The sequence below is a fragment of the Pseudoalteromonas sp. APC 3358 genome, assembly GCF_030408075.1.
GTDB classification, from domain to species: domain Bacteria; phylum Pseudomonadota; class Gammaproteobacteria; order Enterobacterales; family Alteromonadaceae; genus Pseudoalteromonas; species Pseudoalteromonas arctica.
This window is the reverse complement of the sequence record NZ_JASDCE010000009.1, coordinates 1-17,339: the sequence shown is the minus strand read 5'-3', so window position 1 is coordinate 17,339 and position 17,339 is coordinate 1. Positions and strand designations below refer to the sequence as shown.

Genomic DNA, 17,339 nt, shown 5'->3' with positions numbered 1-17,339 from the left:
AGTTTCCTAACGTTAGCATGTGCCTCGACTTTAGCAATACAGCTAGAGCATAAAAAGCAATGTACATAGGGAAGTCTTACAATGAAAAAATTAGCAGTTATTATTTCGAGCATTTTATTATCTAGCACTGCGGCTGCTGCAGACAGCTACAATTCAATTAGTAACCTAAGCTATAAAAATAGCGATAACAACGACACCGTTGCTGTAGATTCTATTTACTACTTATCTCCTAAAAAAACTTTAGGTCCGTACGATCAGTTTGAATACATCAATAAACAAACTAACGTATATGGTGGCTACGCTGATGACGACTTTGGCGATTTAACATCAGTTGGTGGTGAATACTTCATTAATGAATTTGTTGTTGGCGCATCTTACGAAAACCTCGACCCAGATTCAGGTTCTAACAGTGAGCTTTATAAACTGACGGGTGGTTACTTTTTCAACCCTGATTTACTTGCAAAAGTAACACTAGTTGAAAACAAAGACGGCGATGATTACGCATTATTTGATTTAGCTTACAACTACATGCTAAACAGCACTGATTACGTAGGTGTTACACTTACATCAGACGACGATTTTGATTACCGTGCAGTAGCTGCTAAATACTTTATTGATTTACAGCAAGGTAACTACCTTACTTTTGAAGGTAAATACGAAAGCATTGATGATGCCCAAAACCAATGGGTAGCAGAAACTAACTACTACTTCTCAAAAGCAACATCTGTATTTGCTAACTACAATAAGCAAGATACTTATAGCTTTGGTGCTCAACACTTCATCAATAAAAATATTGGTGTAAAGGTGGGTTACGAAAACAACGCTGATGATTCTGACAACGATGCGTACTTTGCTAACATGCGTTTTCAGTTTTAATTAAGTCCCGTACTTAGTTAATACAAAAGTAATATTAAAAAGCCCGCTAAATTTAGCGGGCTTTGTCGTTTTTAAACGTTTGAGCTTTTAACTATAAACTTTTACCAGCCATTATTACGGACTTTATTTTGCTCATCTAAATAACTCCTTTAAGTTATAAATAGAGCGCCATGAATGGCTAAATTGTTATTAAAGCCATTAAGTGCAGTCGATGATAATAGCTATAAAATAGTAAGTATTGGAGTTGTTTTTGCTAGTAAACAATGGTTATTGGAAAAAACAGATAAAAATATGCACTGATACAAACCTATTTTTCATTATAAATACAGAAATAATGAATTAAACAGAGTAATTTTTTTGAGAAATTAAAAAAATTTAGTGAGAGGAAATTATATTGATGAGGTTTATCGAATAATTAAGTTGTGTTCAATTTAGCGACAGTTTGTACCGTATTTGTTACTTTTTAAATTTAAATGATGACATGATATTGTCTTGTAGATTTAATGGATACTTTGTATTTACATTTACGTATAAATTATTACAATTACACTGAGTTTAATCTGACCTTTTATTCAGTTTTTGTTCATTTTTCTGACGTTAGGATGCGCCCCGACTTTGGCTAGACAGCTGAGGCATAAAAAGTAATATTTATAGGGAATTTAAAATGAAAAAATTAGCCGTTATCATTTCGAGCATTTTATTATCAAGTGCTGCAACCACTGCAATAGCCGCAGATACTTACCAATCAATCAGCCATGTAGGATATGTGGACGTAGATGGTGATGACACAGTAAGTGTTGACTCAACATATTATTTTTCTCCAAAAGCGACTTTAGGTCCTTACGATCAATTTGAATACATCAATAAGCAAACAAATGTTTATGGTGCATACAGTGATAATGATCTTGGAGATGTTACTAGCATTGGCGGTGAGTATTTTGTAGAAGATTTTGTATTAGGTGCACAGTACAATAATCTCGATAGTGATTTTGGCTCAAGCACGGATGTAATTGAACTTTCAGCGGGTTACTTCTTTAATCCAAACCTTGTATTAAAAGCAACGTTTGTTGATGTAGAAGATGCTGACAATCAGTTTGTGTTTGACTTAGCATATAACCATCAGTTAAACAGCACTGATTACATCGGCTTTACAGTAACAGCAGATGATGAGTTTGATTACCGTGCAGTAGCAGCTAAGTACTTTGTTGATTTACAGCAAGGTAACTACTTGACTGTTGAAGGTAAATTTGAAGATGTTGATGGCGGTTCAAGTAACTGGGAATTAGCATCTAACTACTATTTCAGCAAAGCAACATCGGTTTTTGTTACAGTTAATAAAAATGATGATTACACTCTTGGTGCTCAACACTTTTTCAACAACAATGTTGGTTTAAAAGCAGGTTACGGCAATAACTGGGATGATTCTGATTATGATGCCTACTTTGCAAATGTAAGCTTACAGTTCTAATTTAACAGAAAATTAGAATATGAATAAAAAGCCCGCTCATTTGAGCGGGCTTTTTGTTCAGCGCTATTTACCAGCCGCAGTTGCGGCCTTCGTTTTGTTTATCTAAATAAGTTTGTAATGGTGCAAAGTAATCGAGCATTGCTGTTGCATCCATTTGCGGCTTACCTGTTACAGTTTCAAGCGCCTCTTGCCAAGGGCGAGACGAACCCATTTCAAGCATAGCGTTTAGCTTATCCCCTGCTTCTTTTGAGTTATAAATAGAGCAGCGATGAATGGCTTTATCGTTACCGGCAATTTCACATAAGCTACGATGAAACTCAAATTGCAAAATATGCGCTAAAAAGTAACGTGTATAAGGCGTGTTACCCGGAACGTGGTACTTAGCACCCGGATCAAAATCATTTTCGCTACGTGCGATAGGAGCTTGCACTCCTTGGTATTTTTCACGTAGTTCCCACCATGCTTTATTGTAATTTTCTGGTGCTACTTCCCCTGAAAATACCTGCCAGCGCCACTGATCAACCATTAAGCTAAACGGCACAAAGGCGACTTTATCAAGTGCCATTTTCATTAATAAACCAATATCTTTAGATTCATCAGGTACTTGTTCAAGTAAGCCGATTTCTTTTAAGTAACCCGGTGTAACCGATAAGGCAATGGTGTCACCAATGGCTTCATGAAAACCATCGTTTGCACTTTCTTGATAAAATAAAGGTTGTTTATTATATGCGCGTTGATAAAAGTTATGACCTAATTCATGGTGAATAACTGAAAACTCTTCGCCTGTGCGCTGAATACACATTTTAATGCGTAAATCGTCTTTGCTATCGATATTCCATGCTGATGCATGACACTGCACATCTCTGTCTTTTGGTTTTACAAACAGTGAACGCTCGTAAAATGTCTCTGGTAGTGCGTCAAAACCCATTGAGGTAAAAAAGTTTTCAGCCCCTTTTACCATTTTAAGTTCGTCGTAATTATTTTGAGCTAATAACTCGGTTACGTCGTAACCCGGATCGGCGTTTTCTGGTGCAACTACATCGTAAATATTACCCCATGCTTGCGCCCACATATTACCAAGCAAGTGCGCTGGTATTGGCTGATCTTGAGGTACTTTTTCGGTGCCGTACTTTTCACCTAACTTTGCGCGAACATGGCAGTGTAGCGAGTTATACAGTGGTTTAACTTGGCCCCAAATACGGTCAAGCTCAGTGGTGAAGTCATCAGCAGGCATATCGTATTTACTGCGCCACATAGCGCCCGTATCGGCATAACCAAGCTCCTTTGCACCTTCGTTGGTAAGTGCTACTTGTTGCTCGTAAAGTGGGCGCATGGGTTTTGATATTTCACGCCAGCCTTGCCATAAATCAAGTAGTTCGTTGTAATCTCGGCTGGTGGCCATTTTTGAGGTCATGTCGCCAAGGCTTAAACAGGTGCCATCTTCTTTACAGTATTTACCTTTACCATATAGCCCGCCAAGCTCTGCGACAATTTGTGAAAGTTGCGCTGTTTTATCAGCGTCTTGTGGGGCAGGAAGTGTAAGTGCTAGTTTTAGTTTATCAAGCTTACGGCGAGCATCGTAATCAAGCTCTAGTTCGTCGTATTTTGCAGCTTCATTTGCTAAACGCACGACTGTTTCGGTCATTTTACGGTTAACTTCAGCCGATAGAGCCGACGTATCATGAGTAATAAAGTTTGCGTAAATCCATTCTGCACGGCTCGATTCTAAATAAAGTGCACTCAGTTCTTTTTCTGTGTTTGTTATAAATGTATTTGCATCTTTAGCTGTTACAGCTTTTTTAGTGTGTGCTGAATCGGTAGTGTCTATCGTTACTTGCGCATCGCAGGCCGTTAAAGCAAGAGTACTTGCTACCATTAAGGCGCTCATACTTAGTTTAAATCGAAAGGGGGTCATGCTATTCCTTTAATTTATTGTTATTAAAACGTTGATAATAGCAGTGATGTTTAAAACAATAAAATGAATGCGTTAAGGCTCACGACTCGTCGTGCAATGATTGTATTTAAATTAAGATGGGTCATAATTAAGTTACTATTTTCATTCAATGTGTAAGGAATGTGCGCATGTTAATATTTATAATATTGCTGGTCGTGGTGGTGGTTATTTTTGCGGTTAAAGATATTCGCCTAAACTTGATTAGTCGTCCTACGTTTAAAATGTTCAAAAAGGTGCTTCCGCCATTATCGCAAACAGAGCGAGAGGCGATGGAAGCAGGTGATGTTTGGTGGGATGGTGAGTTATTTAGTGGTAACCCAGACTGGCAAAAACTGCACCGCTTTCCTAAGCCAGAGCTTAGCGATAAAGAAAACGCATTTATGGCTAACCAAGTAGAAACCTTATTGGCGATGCTTGATGATTATCAAATTGTACAAAAAGACAAAGACTTACCAAAAGAAGTGTGGGATTACCTAAAAACAGAAGGTTTTTTTGCGCTGATCATTCCTGAAAAATTTGGCGGTCGTGAGTTCTCGGCAATTGCTAATTCAACGATAGTGTCAAAAATTTCGACTAAAAGCTTAACAGCCGCAGTCACTGTTATGGTGCCTAATAGCTTAGGTCCGGGCGAGTTACTTCTTCACTATGGTACTAAAGAGCAGCAAGATCGTTGGCTGCCAAGTTTAGCTAATGGTACAGATGTTCCTTGTTTTGCATTAACGGGACCAGAGGCGGGCTCTGATGCTGGCAGCATTCCTGATTCAGGCATGGTGTGTATGGGTGAGCACAATGGCGAGCAAGTAATGGGCCTGCGTTTAAATTGGTCAAAGCGCTACATTACGCTTGCACCTGTGGCTACTGTACTCGGCTTAGCATTTAAAATGTATGACCCTGATGCTTTATTAGGTGATAAGAAAGAGCTAGGCATTACATGTGCACTAATACCAACCGATCATCCGGGTGTTGAAACGGGTGAGCGTCATTATCCGCTTAATATGGCCTTCATGAATGGTACCACTTACGGTAAAGATGTATTTATACCACTGGACTGGATCATTGGTGGTCAAGAGTGTGCAGGGCGTGGCTGGAGAATGCTTGTTGAGTGTTTAAGTGCAGGGCGTGGTATATCACTACCAGCATTGAGTGCAGCAACTGGACATTTAGCTTCAAAAATGACATCGGCATATGCCATGGTACGCCAGCAGTTTGGTGTATCTATAGGGCAGTTTGAAGGTGTGCAAGAGGCACTTGCACGTATTGGTGGTTTAACTTACACACTTGAGTCGTGCCGATTAATGACCGCAGGTGCGATTGATTTAAAATTAAGCCCGTCGGTTGTAACCGCGATTGCTAAATACCATATGACTGAAATGGGTCGTACGGTAATGAACGATGCAATGGATATTCATTCAGGTAAAGGAATTCAAGTAGGGCCTAATAACTATTTGGCGCATGGCTATATGGGTATTCCAGTATCAATTACGGTTGAAGGCGCGAATATTTTAACGCGTAACTTAATGATATTTGGCCAAGGTGCAACACGCTGTCATCCATTTGTTTTAAAAGAAATGGAAGCCGCTGCAATGGAAGATGACGACGCAGCACTGGAACAATTTGATGGTTTATTAATGAACCATATAATATTTGCAGCAAGTAATGCAGGTATGGCATTTGTGCATGGCTTAACACGTAGTTATTTTGCTAAAGCGCCTGTAGGTGGTGAAACGGCTGTTTATTATAAGCAACTGAGCAGAATGAGCCGAGGCTTAGCTATTTGCACAGACGTGGCTATGTTAATGCTTGGCGGTGAGCTTAAACGAAAAGAAATGATATCGGCACGTTTGGGTGATGTATTAAGTCATTTGTACTTAGCATCAACTGTTTTAAAACGTTATGAAGACGAAGGGCGCCAACAAGCTGATTTACCATTTGTAAAATATGCTATTGAGAACTCATTATTTGAAATTGGCCAAGCGTTTAATGGCTTCTTTAAAAACTTTTCAAATCCGGTTGTTAATTTTACCCTTAAACGTATCGTCTTCCCGCTTGGAAATCATTACCACAGACCAAGTGATGAAATTGCACAAAGTATTTGTGAGCGTATGACTCAACCGGGTGTATTTAGAAACCGCTTAACGCATTTATGTTATGTAGATGAAAATGCAGGTACAGGGGTCATGGAAAGCGCATTTTTAGCTATGCATGATATGCAGGCGCAGTTTAAAGATCTAAAACAATGGCAGCGTAAGGGCAGTGTGCCTGCAACGCTTGATATTGAAGGTGCTATAAATTATGCGCTTGAAAATAAGTTATTAGAGCAAACGGATGCTGATGCAATGCATCACGCTAATAAGTTACGAAAGAAAGCCATTGCAGTTGATAATTTTCAACCAGGCGAGCTGTAGCGCAGTACTTTAAATACTAGGGCGTGATGACCCTTCGTGGTTGAATTTGCAGCAGGCTGTTTGGTTTTTAGGCAAGGCAGAGCCTATGTAGTGTGGTTATTCCCCATAAATAGGCGATAACGCAGCATAAATGCCAAACATGCGCTGCCCTTTGGGTTCTTTCTAGGGACGATTAACTCTTTGTTGCTCGGTTTTTACTTAGCCCACTAGGTTACAAACCTCGCGCCGCGATTAAATCGCCCCTAGATTGAACAAACTTCAATCCACAAAGATCAACACGCCCTAGCTAAACATAAAAAGGCCTTACGAATGTAAGGCCTTTTTATGTTTAATTCATTTATTTTTAACGAGCGTAAGGGTCGGCAACTATTTTATCTATGTACCATTTGCCCTTTTTACGAAGCATTTTTACACTGCGCATTTCGTCAATTTTATCACCATTTAAATAGCCGGTAAAAATAAGGTTTATTTTGGCGTTATCACCGTATTGTTCACGGATGCTCATATTGGTCATATCAACTTCAATGGTTACTTCATCATATTGCATATTTACTAAGTTACGGGAAAACTGTTTTGCAGTGCCGTAGGATTTCATGATGCGCGTAAGATTGGGTGTTGCCATGGTGCTGGCTTTTTGAAGGTCTTGCTGGTTATAAAGCGCATCAAAATAAGCGGTTGCTGTATCGCCAGGAGTGTCGCCAAGTGTTTTGGTATCGTCTCCACAGGCTGATAAAAATAAACAGATAACCAAACTTAATAAACTCGTGATTTTTTTCATATTAGTTATTATTAATTAGTTTTTTTAAAGTGTGTGGTTTATCTAGGAAGATGTAAAGGTATGGGGGGCAATAAATAGAAAATTGGATAATAAATAATAAAAAAGGATGCCTAAAGCATCCTTTTAAAAATCTTAAAATTACTTATTGTACTAACTCTTGCTCACTAAATTCTTCATCAAACATTGGGCTTGATAAGTAACGCTCAGTTGCACTAGGTAGGATAACAACAATATTTTTATCTGCGTTTTCAGGTTTTTCAGCAATTCGCTTAGCTGCAACAACCGCAGCACCTGACGAAATACCGACTAAAATACCTTCTTTTTTCATTAACTGATGCGCCATTGCAATTGCGTCTTCGTTAGATACAAGCTCGGCACCATCAATTAAGTCCATATCTAAGTTGCCAGGGATAAAGCCTGCACCAATACCTTGGATTTTATGAGGGCCAGGTTTAATTTCTTCACCGGCAAGCGTTTGGCTAATAACAGGAGAGTTAGTTGGCTCAACAGCAATAGACTTAACGTTTAAACCTTTCTCTGTTTTAAGGTAGCGGCTAACACCTGTAATAGTACCACCAGTACCTACACCCGCTACAAAAAAGTCTACTTTGCCGTCAAGCGCATCGTAAATTTCAGGGCCTGTTGTTTCAAAGTGAATTTTTGGGTTTGCAGGGTTTTCGAATTGTTGTAATAAAATATACTTATCAGGAGCTGTTGCTTGAATTTCTTTTGCTTTTTCAATTGCGCCATTCATACCTTTAGCACCGTCGGTAAGTACTAGATTTGCACCTAATGCTTTTAATAGCTTGCGACGTTCTAGGCTCATGGTGTTTGGCATAGTAAGCGTTAACTTGTAACCACGTGCTGCTGCAACAAATGCAAGTGCAATACCGGTGTTCCCCGATGTTGGTTCTATAAGTTCTTTACCTTCAACAAGCTGACCTGACTTTTCAGCTTCCCAAATCATCGATGCACCAATGCGGCATTTGATACTAAAGCTTGGATTACGAGATTCAACTTTAGCGTATACATTCCCACCTGTAACACGGTTAAGTTTTACCAGCGGTGTATTACCGATGCTTAGTGAGTTATCTTCAAAAATAGTAGACATAATGTTCCTTTGGATGCAATCTGATCAACGTGTTAATAGCCTTTGCTACTAACTATATAAACACACTTTACTGTGAGTTTAAAAAAACTAAAGTAAAGTTTGGCTATAACATATATCTATTGGGCTTATAACCAGCCGAAATAAAAATCAATTATTAACGGTGCTTTAATTATTGTAGGTGCGGGCTTAATTTGAAATTTAAAGAGTAAAAACTCGTTTAGTCAAAAAATGTTCGAAAGAGCATTGGATTAAGCTGTATTTGTTCGTTATTTGTGCATATGAATGTAACTTGAATAGTTTTATCACACAATGCGTCTAAAACATGATAAAAACACGTATCTAAATTCAATTAAGCAATCACAATGAAGTTAATCTTAAAATTAATTGCCGGTATTGTGGCCGGTATCTTAGTCGGACTATATGTACCTATAACTGGTGTTGAACTTTTATTCACAGTAAAAGAGCTGATTGGTCAAATTATCTCCTTTACCATCCCTCTTATCATTTTATTTTTTATTGCATCGGGTATTGCTGGCCTACCAAAAGGGTCTGGTCACTTACTTGGTAAAACAGTCGGGTTTGCTTACAGCTCTACCATTATTGCCGGCACGCTTGCATTTTTATTAGTGAGTGCCGTAATTCCGTTTTTAAGCGGTGGTATTACGTTTGAAGCAGAAGTTGCTACTGAAATAGGTAGTTTTATTGATTTAGAAATTCCACCTCTGATGGGTGTAATGACCGCATTAGTGACTGCTTTTGTATTTGGTACAGGCATGAGCCAACTAGAACTTGATACGCTTAAAAAGGTGTCTGATCAGGGTCGTGATGTAGTGGACGGGTTATTATCGAAAGTAATTATTCCAGCTTTACCATTTTACATTGCTGGCGTATTTGCCGAAATGACGGTAGCAGGCACTGTGGTTGATACATTGCAAACATTTGGCGTAGTTTTAATAGCAGCGCTTGTTATGCACTGGTTATGGCTAAGTGTTTTATATATAGCGACAGGTATATTGTTAAAACGTAATCCAATCGAATTAGTTAAAAATATGCTACCAGCTTACTTTACAGCGTTAGGTACTATGTCAAGTGCAGCAACGATTCCAGTATCGCTTCAATCAAGTAAAGCAAATAACGTTAAAGAAGATGTAGCTAACTTTACAGTGCCACTTTGCGCGACTATTCACTTATCTGGCTCAACTATCACTATAGTAACCTGTGCAATGGCTGTTATGTTTTTATCGCCAAGCATGGAAGTTCCTTCATTGATGGGTATGCTGCCATTTATTATGATGTTAGGTGTAGTAATGATTGCAGCACCGGGTGCTCCAGGTGGTGCAGTCATGTCGGCGCTTGGTTTATTAACAAGCATGCTTGGGTTTAATGAAGGTGCTGTTGCATTAATGATTGCACTTTATTTAGCACAAGATAGCTTTGGTACTGCGTGTAATGTAACGGGTGATGGTATCATTGCGTTATGGGTTGACAGATTTAGCGAAAAATCGTCATCTTAAACTATTAGAGCGAGGCAATAATATTAATTATTGTTTCGCTTTATGTATGTTACTGTGGCAAATTAATTTAATTAAATTGCATGTTGTTAGGTAAGTGAGGATGTTCCATTGATTAATGTACTTTTAGTTGATGACCATGAACTTGTACGAACAGGAATCAAGCGTATTCTTGATGACGTACGAGGGTTTAAAGTAATTGGCGAAGCTAAAACTGGCGAAGAGGCTGTACAGTTTTGTCGTCAGCATGCGCCAAACATAGTATTAATGGATATGAATATGCCAGGCATGGGCGGATTAGAAGCGACTAAAAAGATTTGTCGTTACTGCCCAGATGTAAAAATTATTGTGCTTACTGTTAATTGTGAAGACCCGTTTCCGAGCAAGGTAATGCAAATTGGTGCACATGGCTTTTTAACTAAAGGTGCGGGCTCTGATGAAATGGTGCGTGCCATTCGTTGTGTTCATGCTGGTCAGCGTTACATTGCACCTGAAATTGCACAGCAGATAGCGCTTGCACAAGTGACAGGCCGCACAGATGAAAACCCTTTTCAGAGTTTATCTGAGCGCGAACTGCAAATTATGCTTATGATCACCAAAGGTGAAAAAGCACAAAATATAGCTGAACGCTTAAATTTAAGCTCTAAAACAGTAAATAGCTATCGTTACCGTATGTTTGAAAAGTTAAATGTAGGTGGTGATGTTGAGCTTACCCATTTAGCTATTCGTCATAAAATGATTGATATAGACGTTTCGTACTAACTATAATTTATGTCTGAATTCGATCACGTACATTTTCTCAAAACGCTATCAAGTGAGCCGGGCGTATACCGCATGCTTGATAGTGACAACCAAGTTATTTATGTTGGTAAAGCAAAGCATCTAAAAAAGCGTGTGAGCAGTTACTTTAGAAGTAACATTACCGATAGCAAAACACGCGTTTTAGTGAGTAATATTTGTAACATTGAAGTCACCCTCACCAATACTGAAACCGAAGCGCTGCTGCTTGAAAATAATCTAATAAAAAAATATCAGCCTCGGTACAACATATTATTACGCGACGATAAGTCGTACCCCTATATTTTACTCACTAGCCATAAACACCCTCGTTTAGCATTTCATCGTGGCAGTCGTAAAATTAAAGGTGAGTACTTTGGGCCTTTCCCAAGCGCAGGAGCGGTATCTGAAAGCTTGCGCTTAATGCAAAAAATATTTCCTGTTCGTCAATGTGAAGATGCTTATTACCGCGCAAGAAGTCGCCCGTGTCTGCAATATCAACTTAAACGTTGCTCAGCTCCATGTGTAAATAAAGTAACTGATGATGATTACAGTGAGCAAGTTGACTATGTTCGTAAATTTTTAACGGGTAAATCTCACGAAGTTATTGCTGATTTAATAAAAAAAATGGAAGCAGCCAGCCTGCAATTAAACTTTGAATTGGCGGCAAAAGTTCGCGACCAAATAATGCTACTTCGTAAAATGCAGGAGCAACAGTCTATTTCTGGCAACTTTGCAGAAATGGATGTTGTCGGTTTTGCGCATTTAAACGGGTTAAACGGCATTCATTTATTAATGATCCGCGATCATAAAGTACTGGGTAGTAAAACCTATTTTCCAAAAGTACCTAAAGATTCGAGTGAGCAAGAAATATTGACTTCATTTTTAGGACAGTACTATTTAGCGCCAGGAGCAACAGGGCGTATTGCAAAAGAAATCATATTACCGTTTGAAATAGAAGAGAGCGGGGCACTCGGCGAAGCGCTTACACAAATAAGTGAGCGCAAAGTAATCCTTAAAGTGGTCACTCGTGGTGAGCGTGCGCAATACTTACAACTGGCCAATAAAAATGCATTAAACAGTATTGCGGTTAAACAAAGTACCCAAGACTCTATTAATAAACGTTATGCACAATTAAAAGCAACACTGCGACTTGACGATATTACCCGAATGGAGTGTTTTGATATAAGCCACACCATGGGGGAGAACACCGTTGCAAGCTGTGTTGTATTTGACTCACAAGGCCCAAATACAAAAGAGTATAGGCGCTACAACGTAACAGGTATTACAGGTGGCGATGATTATGCTGCAATGGAATTTGCACTTAACAAGCGCTATAACAAGTTAGTAGACGAAGACAAAATTCCAGACGTTATCTTTATTGATGGCGGTAAGGGGCAGTTAGGACGCGCTGAGCAGTACTTTTCTAATTGGTCGCACACTAAAATGCCCTTATTAGTCGGTGTTGCAAAAGGAACGAGTCGTAAACCCGGTCTTGAAACACTATTGATTGACGGTGGACGCAAAACCATTCCGATGGATTCAGATGCGCCTGCGCTTCATTTGATTCAGCATATACGTGATGAGTCTCACCGTTTTGCTATTGCAGGGCATCGTAATAAACGACAAAAACAACGTACACAATCACTACTAGAAGAAATAAATGGAGTAGGTTCTAAGCGTCGCCAAACATTATTAAAATATTTAGGGGGCATGCAGGGTGTAAAAGCTGCTAATATAGAACAGTTAAAGAAAGTTCCTGGGATCAGCCCTGACATGGCTGAGAAGATATTTAACCATTTGCATGACAAGGGCTAGCCCTACATGCGAATATAGCAAAAAAGACATATCCAAGTAGTTATGTGGAATATTCCAAACACACTCACAACATTTAGACTTTTTCTTATCCCCGTTTTTTTGGTGATATTTTATTTGCCTTATAGCTGGGCTTTTTTTGCTGCCGCCTTTATTTTTTGGCTTGCATCGATCACCGATATATTAGACGGTTATTTGGCAAGAAAGCTTGAGCAATCAACCCCTTTTGGTGCTTTTTTAGATCCTGTTGCTGACAAAGTAATGGTATGTGCTGCACTTGTAGCGTTATCTGATCAGTACCAGTCAATGTACATGACAATACCTGCTCTTATTATAATAAGCCGTGAAATTATCATATCTGCACTTCGTGAATGGATGGCAGAGCAGGGTAAGCGTGGTAATGTAGCTGTATCAAATATGGGTAAAATAAAGACGGCTGCACAAATGTTAGCCATTATCGGTTTGATTTGGCAATATGATACGTGGATGAACTATTTAAGTTTTGGACTACTGTACATTGCGACCTTTTTAACCTTGAGTTCTATGATGCAATATTTACGTGCAGCATGGGGTGAATTGACTAAAAATTAACTCTAAATGTATAATAACGCACCGTTTTAGATAAAAAACAAGCAAACAGTTCAAAACTAGCATTTTTTGTATTGACGCGTTTAATAATCTCTGTAGAATGCGTCCGTGTTGAGAGGGCATAGCCCCCGAGATAAACAAAACGGTAATTAATCAGTTACCTGAATGTTCACATAAATCATCATGTGTTAATTCAAATAACTGATAAATAAAATGCGGTACTAGCTCAGTTGGTAGAGCGCGACCTTGCCAAGGTCGAGGTCACGAGTTCGAGCCTCGTGTACCGCTCCAAGTTTATCTCAAGGTTATTACTCCAGTATTGGGGCGGAATGGCAGAGTGGCCATGCACCGGATTGCAAATCCGTTTACCTCGGTTCGACTCCGGGTTCCGCCTCCATTTCAACACTCCACACGCTTTAATTAGCAAACTCGATGCCCGAGTGGTGGAATTGGTAGACACAAGGGATTTAAAATCCCTCGACTAACAAGTCGTGCCGGTTCAAGTCCGGCCTCGGGCACCACTTTGTGGTTTAATTACATTACCAAGTGTAATTTATAAAATGGTTAATTTAGAATTAATATGATGCGGTACTAGCTCAGTTGGTAGAGCGCGACCTTGCCAAGGTCGAGGTCACGAGTTCGAGCCTCGTGTACCGCTCCATATTAGTTTTATCCACTTGCTTTTAATAGCAAACTCGATGCCCGAGTGGTGGAATTGGTAGACACAAGGGATTTAAAATCCCTCGACTAACAAGTCGTGCCGGTTCAAGTCCGGCCTCGGGCACCACTTTAAATTATTTTACCAAGATGATTTGAAGTTGATAAAACAGTATTTTGCGGTACTAGCTCAGTTGGTAGAGCGCGACCTTGCCAAGGTCGAGGTCACGAGTTCGAGCCTCGTGTACCGCTCCAAATTATTTGGATACATTTAGGCGGAATGGCAGAGTGGCCATGCACCGGATTGCAAATCCGTTTACCTCGGTTCGACTCCGGGTTCCGCCTCCATATAATTTACTCCACACGCTTTAATTAGCAAACTCGATGCCCGAGTGGTGGAATTGGTAGACACAAGGGATTTAAAATCCCTCGACTAACAAGTCGTGCCGGTTCAAGTCCGGCCTCGGGCACCATCTCTCTATTAAGCGCTCTGCTTAAAAAATATCTAATAAATCTTCTAATATCTATAAAATATCCAGTAAAAATCCTGATTTATCATTTTTATGTTTTCTATGGTTTATATTATCTTGATATGCACTATTTTATGCATGGTCTACCCAATAATAGCGTTGTGTGATAGTTCATTAAGAGTTTGTATATCTATCGTATTAAAGATATATATGAGTAAGCATAATGTAATATTTCCAAACCCAATCCTATAGCGCCTCAAATAAACCAGCCATGCAATCTTTAGCGACACACAGTACTTAATGCTAATGAATACACTTTGAACTGAACTAAAGCGTCATAGACTTATGATACCAACCAGTAAAGTAGGCCATTAGCTTTAAAAAATTCAAAACAGTAAAGCAATCTACACCTCGAGAGCAAACAACCTTGAAAGTAAAGTTCAAACACCTATGTGCTGGTAGCATAAAGTAATACCAATCTGCTTATATATCGGGTCTATTTAAGGTTAAGGAAATTACGCTAGATCTAGGCAAAATTTTTTGTATCTAGTGTTCTAAATAAAAATTTTTAACGACGTTATAGTGCAATTTAATTCGTTAAATTGCTCAGAGATTTATGCAGGTTGGTATAGTTGTCGAATTGGTTGCTAACACATGCTCATTGGAAGTTAAAAATCGCGGGTAAGAGTAAGTCTAGAGTTATGGTGAGAACTTCAAATAGGTAAACAATAAAGTGCTTATACATAATGCAGAGCTATGGGCATTAAACATCTGTTTTTGTAGGTTGTCTTGTCTAGGCTGATAATCAGATAATGTCTATACAGTTCTTATCGTCCGTAACAGCTTTTATTTATAAATGATCGAGTGCTATGTGTCAGGACTTTTTATTTTTAGAACTAAAAAAGCGAGCCGTAGCTCGCTGTTTATTGTTTATTTCCAGGCCTCGGGATCGACCTCTTTAGCAAGTTTAGGATGCTTACTTTTGTCAAAGGTGGGTATTAAGCCCTTTTTGCGTTGTTCGTTGTAATCTTTAGAGAGCCATACAACAACACCTGAAAGCATAAATAGCGCTATAACGTTTACAATGGCCATTAAACCCATTGATATATCTGCCAGCGTCCAAATTAAACCAAGCTCACCAACAGCACCAAACATCACCATACCTAAAACAACAAGTCTAAAGATAAACATACCTTTATTAGAGTTGTGCTCTAAAAACATTAAATTTGTTTCAGCGTAAGAGTAATTAGCCACAATAGAAGTAAAAGCAAAAAACAATATAGCAATGGCAATAAAGTAAGTACCCCAGTCGCCGACATGTTCTTGTAATGCTGCTTGTGTAAGTTCAATCCCCATAACACCAGATTCAGGTACTAATTGCTGCGATAGTAAAATAAGAGAAGCAGTCGCTGTACAAATAACAATAGTATCAATAAATACACCTAGCATTTGCACATAACCTTGTGATGCTGGATGAGGAGGGTAAGGTGTCGCAGTGGCTGCAGCATTAGCTGCACTACCCATACCAGCTTCGTTTGAGAATAAGCCACGCTTTATACCTTGGATCATAGCTTGTGTAACACCATAACCAATTGCACCTGCACCAGCTTGTTCAATACCAAAAGCACTTTTTATTATAAGTACAATTACATCAGGTAATGCAGTAAAGTTAATAGCACATACATAAAGAGCCACTAACAAGTAAGCTAATGCCATAAATGGGACAACCATTTCAGCAAAACGAGAAATCGTTTTCAAACCACCAAAAATAATAATACCAGAGCCAATAACCAAGCAAATGCCTACTATATACTTAGGTACATCAAACGCTACTTCAAATGCTGCAGCAATAGAGTTTGACTGTACGGCGTTAAATACCAAACCAAAGGCTAAAATTAAGCATAACGAGAATAAAGTCCCCATCCAGCGTTTACCTAAACCGTTTTGCATATAATAAGCAGGACCGCCTCTAAAATTGCCTTCAGCATCTTTTGTTTTATAAGCCTGAGCCAAAGTACTTTCAGCAAAGCTTGTAGCCATACCTATTAATGCAATCAGCCACATCCAAAAAATAGCACCTGGCCCACCTAGGTATAAGGCAACAGCAACACCAGCCATATTACCTGTACCAACGCGTGCAGCTAACGAAGTACAAAAAGCCTGAAAGGATGAAATTTCGTTATCGGCACATTTACGAGAGCCAAACATAACTTTGAACATATGTGGAAATTGCACAAACTGAATAAAGCCTAGTCGAAAAGTAAAAAAGAGGCCTGCTGCTATTAATAAGTAGACGAGAACTTGGCCCCATAGAAGGGCACTTATACTGTTTATTATGTCTGTCATGGATACTGCCTAAATACATGAGTTAAAAAAAGTGACCGCAACTTATCACATCAGGATAAAAGTGTTTAGTTTTAAAGTTCAAAAACAGAGTTATCAACAGGGTTTTGTGGGTAACTTGTGCTTATCGTGTGTGCTTGCTTGGGGCTTAATTTTAATTACTATTTTATGCAAATAACGCTTGCGTAAAATCCGCCGCTCCCTATAATGCGACCCCACTGAGACAGGAAACGCCAACGCATAGCGAGGCACGAACTACTCAGAGAGTTAAATAAAACTTCGGTTTTAAATTGTCGAAAGAAAGTTTAAAACTAAGTGTTGACTCGAAAAATAAAGGGTGTATTATTCGCATCCCTTGAGACGCTAAAGCGACTCAAAACGTTCTTTAACAATATAAAGCAATCATCTGTGTGGGCACTCGTACAGATTGAGTTCTAACAGCCAACCTACTTAGGTAGCGAGGCAAAAAAATTAGAGTCTCAATTGAAAACTGAGTGACCAACAGAATAGTTATTTCGGTAATTATTCGGCACAGTCAATTCAATATCGAAAGATATTAAAATAAATTCAGAATTCATTGAGCTGT

The 17,339-nt window shown here is 39.0% G+C and carries 12 protein-coding genes and 8 tRNA genes; 16 read left to right on the top strand and 4 right to left on the bottom strand.

Annotation, left to right across the window (positions count from 1 at the left end; translation table 11 throughout):
* Window positions 1-81 precede the first annotated feature (81 nt).
* The 3 genes from QL995_RS14215 to QL995_RS14205 all read left to right on the top strand — a co-directional run bounded on the left by QL995_RS14215 (window position 82) and on the right by QL995_RS14205 (window position 2,344).
* On the top strand, window positions 82-876 hold the full coding sequence (locus tag QL995_RS14215; protein WP_024591302.1) for a putative porin: 795 nt from the start codon (window positions 82-84) through the stop codon (window positions 874-876).
* Between the two features lie 174 nt (window positions 877-1,050).
* Entirely contained in the window at window positions 1,051-1,176 is a 126-nt protein-coding gene (locus QL995_RS14210) for a hypothetical protein (RefSeq protein ID WP_290294441.1), read from the top strand.
* A gap of 364 nt (window positions 1,177-1,540) precedes the next feature.
* Window positions 1,541-2,344, top strand: coding sequence for a putative porin (locus QL995_RS14205; protein WP_169044391.1), 804 nt, complete (start codon window positions 1,541-1,543; stop codon window positions 2,342-2,344).
* A 67-nt stretch (window positions 2,345-2,411) separates the two neighbouring features.
* On the opposite strand, the gene QL995_RS14200 is transcribed toward QL995_RS14205, so the two are convergent.
* A complete protein-coding gene (locus QL995_RS14200) occupies window positions 2,412-4,259 on the bottom strand; it encodes a M2 family metallopeptidase (RefSeq protein ID WP_290294440.1) in 1,848 nt (615 codons plus the stop codon).
* A gap of 167 nt (window positions 4,260-4,426) precedes the next feature.
* Between QL995_RS14200 and QL995_RS14195 the strand changes: the two genes are divergently transcribed.
* On the top strand, window positions 4,427-6,703 hold the full coding sequence (locus QL995_RS14195; protein WP_290294439.1) for an acyl-CoA dehydrogenase: 2,277 nt from the start codon (window positions 4,427-4,429) through the stop codon (window positions 6,701-6,703).
* 343 nt (window positions 6,704-7,046) lie between these two features.
* Here the strand turns inward: QL995_RS14195 and QL995_RS14190 are convergent, their stop codons facing one another.
* A complete protein-coding gene (locus tag QL995_RS14190) occupies window positions 7,047-7,481 on the bottom strand; it encodes a hypothetical protein (RefSeq protein WP_007587009.1) in 435 nt (144 codons plus the stop codon).
* A gap of 142 nt (window positions 7,482-7,623) precedes the next feature.
* Window positions 7,624-8,592 (bottom strand): cysteine synthase A, encoded by a 969-nt coding sequence (gene cysK, locus QL995_RS14185; protein WP_002963138.1) that lies wholly within the window; start codon window positions 8,590-8,592, stop codon window positions 7,624-7,626.
* 362 nt (window positions 8,593-8,954) lie between these two features.
* On the opposite strand from cysK, the gene QL995_RS14180 reads away from it, so the two are divergent.
* The 12 genes from QL995_RS14180 (at window position 8,955) to QL995_RS14125 (ending at window position 14,413) form a co-directional block, all read left to right on the top strand.
* Complete coding sequence (locus QL995_RS14180) at window positions 8,955-10,106, top strand: dicarboxylate/amino acid:cation symporter (protein WP_290294438.1); 1,152 nt, start codon at window positions 8,955-8,957, stop codon at window positions 10,104-10,106.
* Between the two features lie 108 nt (window positions 10,107-10,214).
* On the top strand, window positions 10,215-10,865 hold the full coding sequence (gene uvrY / locus QL995_RS14175; RefSeq protein ID WP_002963136.1) for a UvrY/SirA/GacA family response regulator transcription factor: 651 nt from the start codon (window positions 10,215-10,217) through the stop codon (window positions 10,863-10,865).
* A gap of 9 nt (window positions 10,866-10,874) precedes the next feature.
* Entirely contained in the window at window positions 10,875-12,698 is a 1,824-nt protein-coding gene (gene uvrC, locus QL995_RS14170) for an excinuclease ABC subunit UvrC (protein ID WP_290294437.1), read from the top strand.
* A gap of 42 nt (window positions 12,699-12,740) precedes the next feature.
* A complete protein-coding gene (gene pgsA, locus QL995_RS14165; protein ID WP_032827134.1) occupies window positions 12,741-13,286 on the top strand; it encodes a CDP-diacylglycerol--glycerol-3-phosphate 3-phosphatidyltransferase in 546 nt (181 codons plus the stop codon).
* A gap of 212 nt (window positions 13,287-13,498) precedes the next feature.
* Window positions 13,499-13,574: transfer RNA gene (locus QL995_RS14160), tRNA-Gly, on the top strand.
* A gap of 32 nt (window positions 13,575-13,606) precedes the next feature.
* Window positions 13,607-13,680 (top strand) — tRNA-Cys (locus QL995_RS14155).
* 37 nt (window positions 13,681-13,717) lie between these two features.
* Window positions 13,718-13,804: transfer RNA gene (locus QL995_RS14150), tRNA-Leu, on the top strand.
* Window positions 13,805-13,868: 64 nt separating this feature from the next.
* Window positions 13,869-13,944: transfer RNA gene (locus QL995_RS14145), tRNA-Gly, on the top strand.
* 39 nt (window positions 13,945-13,983) lie between these two features.
* Window positions 13,984-14,070: transfer RNA gene (locus QL995_RS14140), tRNA-Leu, on the top strand.
* A 49-nt stretch (window positions 14,071-14,119) separates the two neighbouring features.
* Window positions 14,120-14,195 (top strand) — tRNA-Gly (locus QL995_RS14135).
* A 19-nt stretch (window positions 14,196-14,214) separates the two neighbouring features.
* A tRNA-Cys gene (locus QL995_RS14130) sits at window positions 14,215-14,288 on the top strand.
* A 38-nt stretch (window positions 14,289-14,326) separates the two neighbouring features.
* Window positions 14,327-14,413: transfer RNA gene (locus tag QL995_RS14125), tRNA-Leu, on the top strand.
* 927 nt (window positions 14,414-15,340) lie between these two features.
* Here QL995_RS14125 and QL995_RS14120 read toward each other — a convergent pair.
* Entirely contained in the window at window positions 15,341-16,756 is a 1,416-nt protein-coding gene (locus QL995_RS14120) for a sodium:alanine symporter family protein (RefSeq protein WP_024591297.1), read from the bottom strand.
* Between the last annotated feature and the right edge of the window lie 583 nt (window positions 16,757-17,339).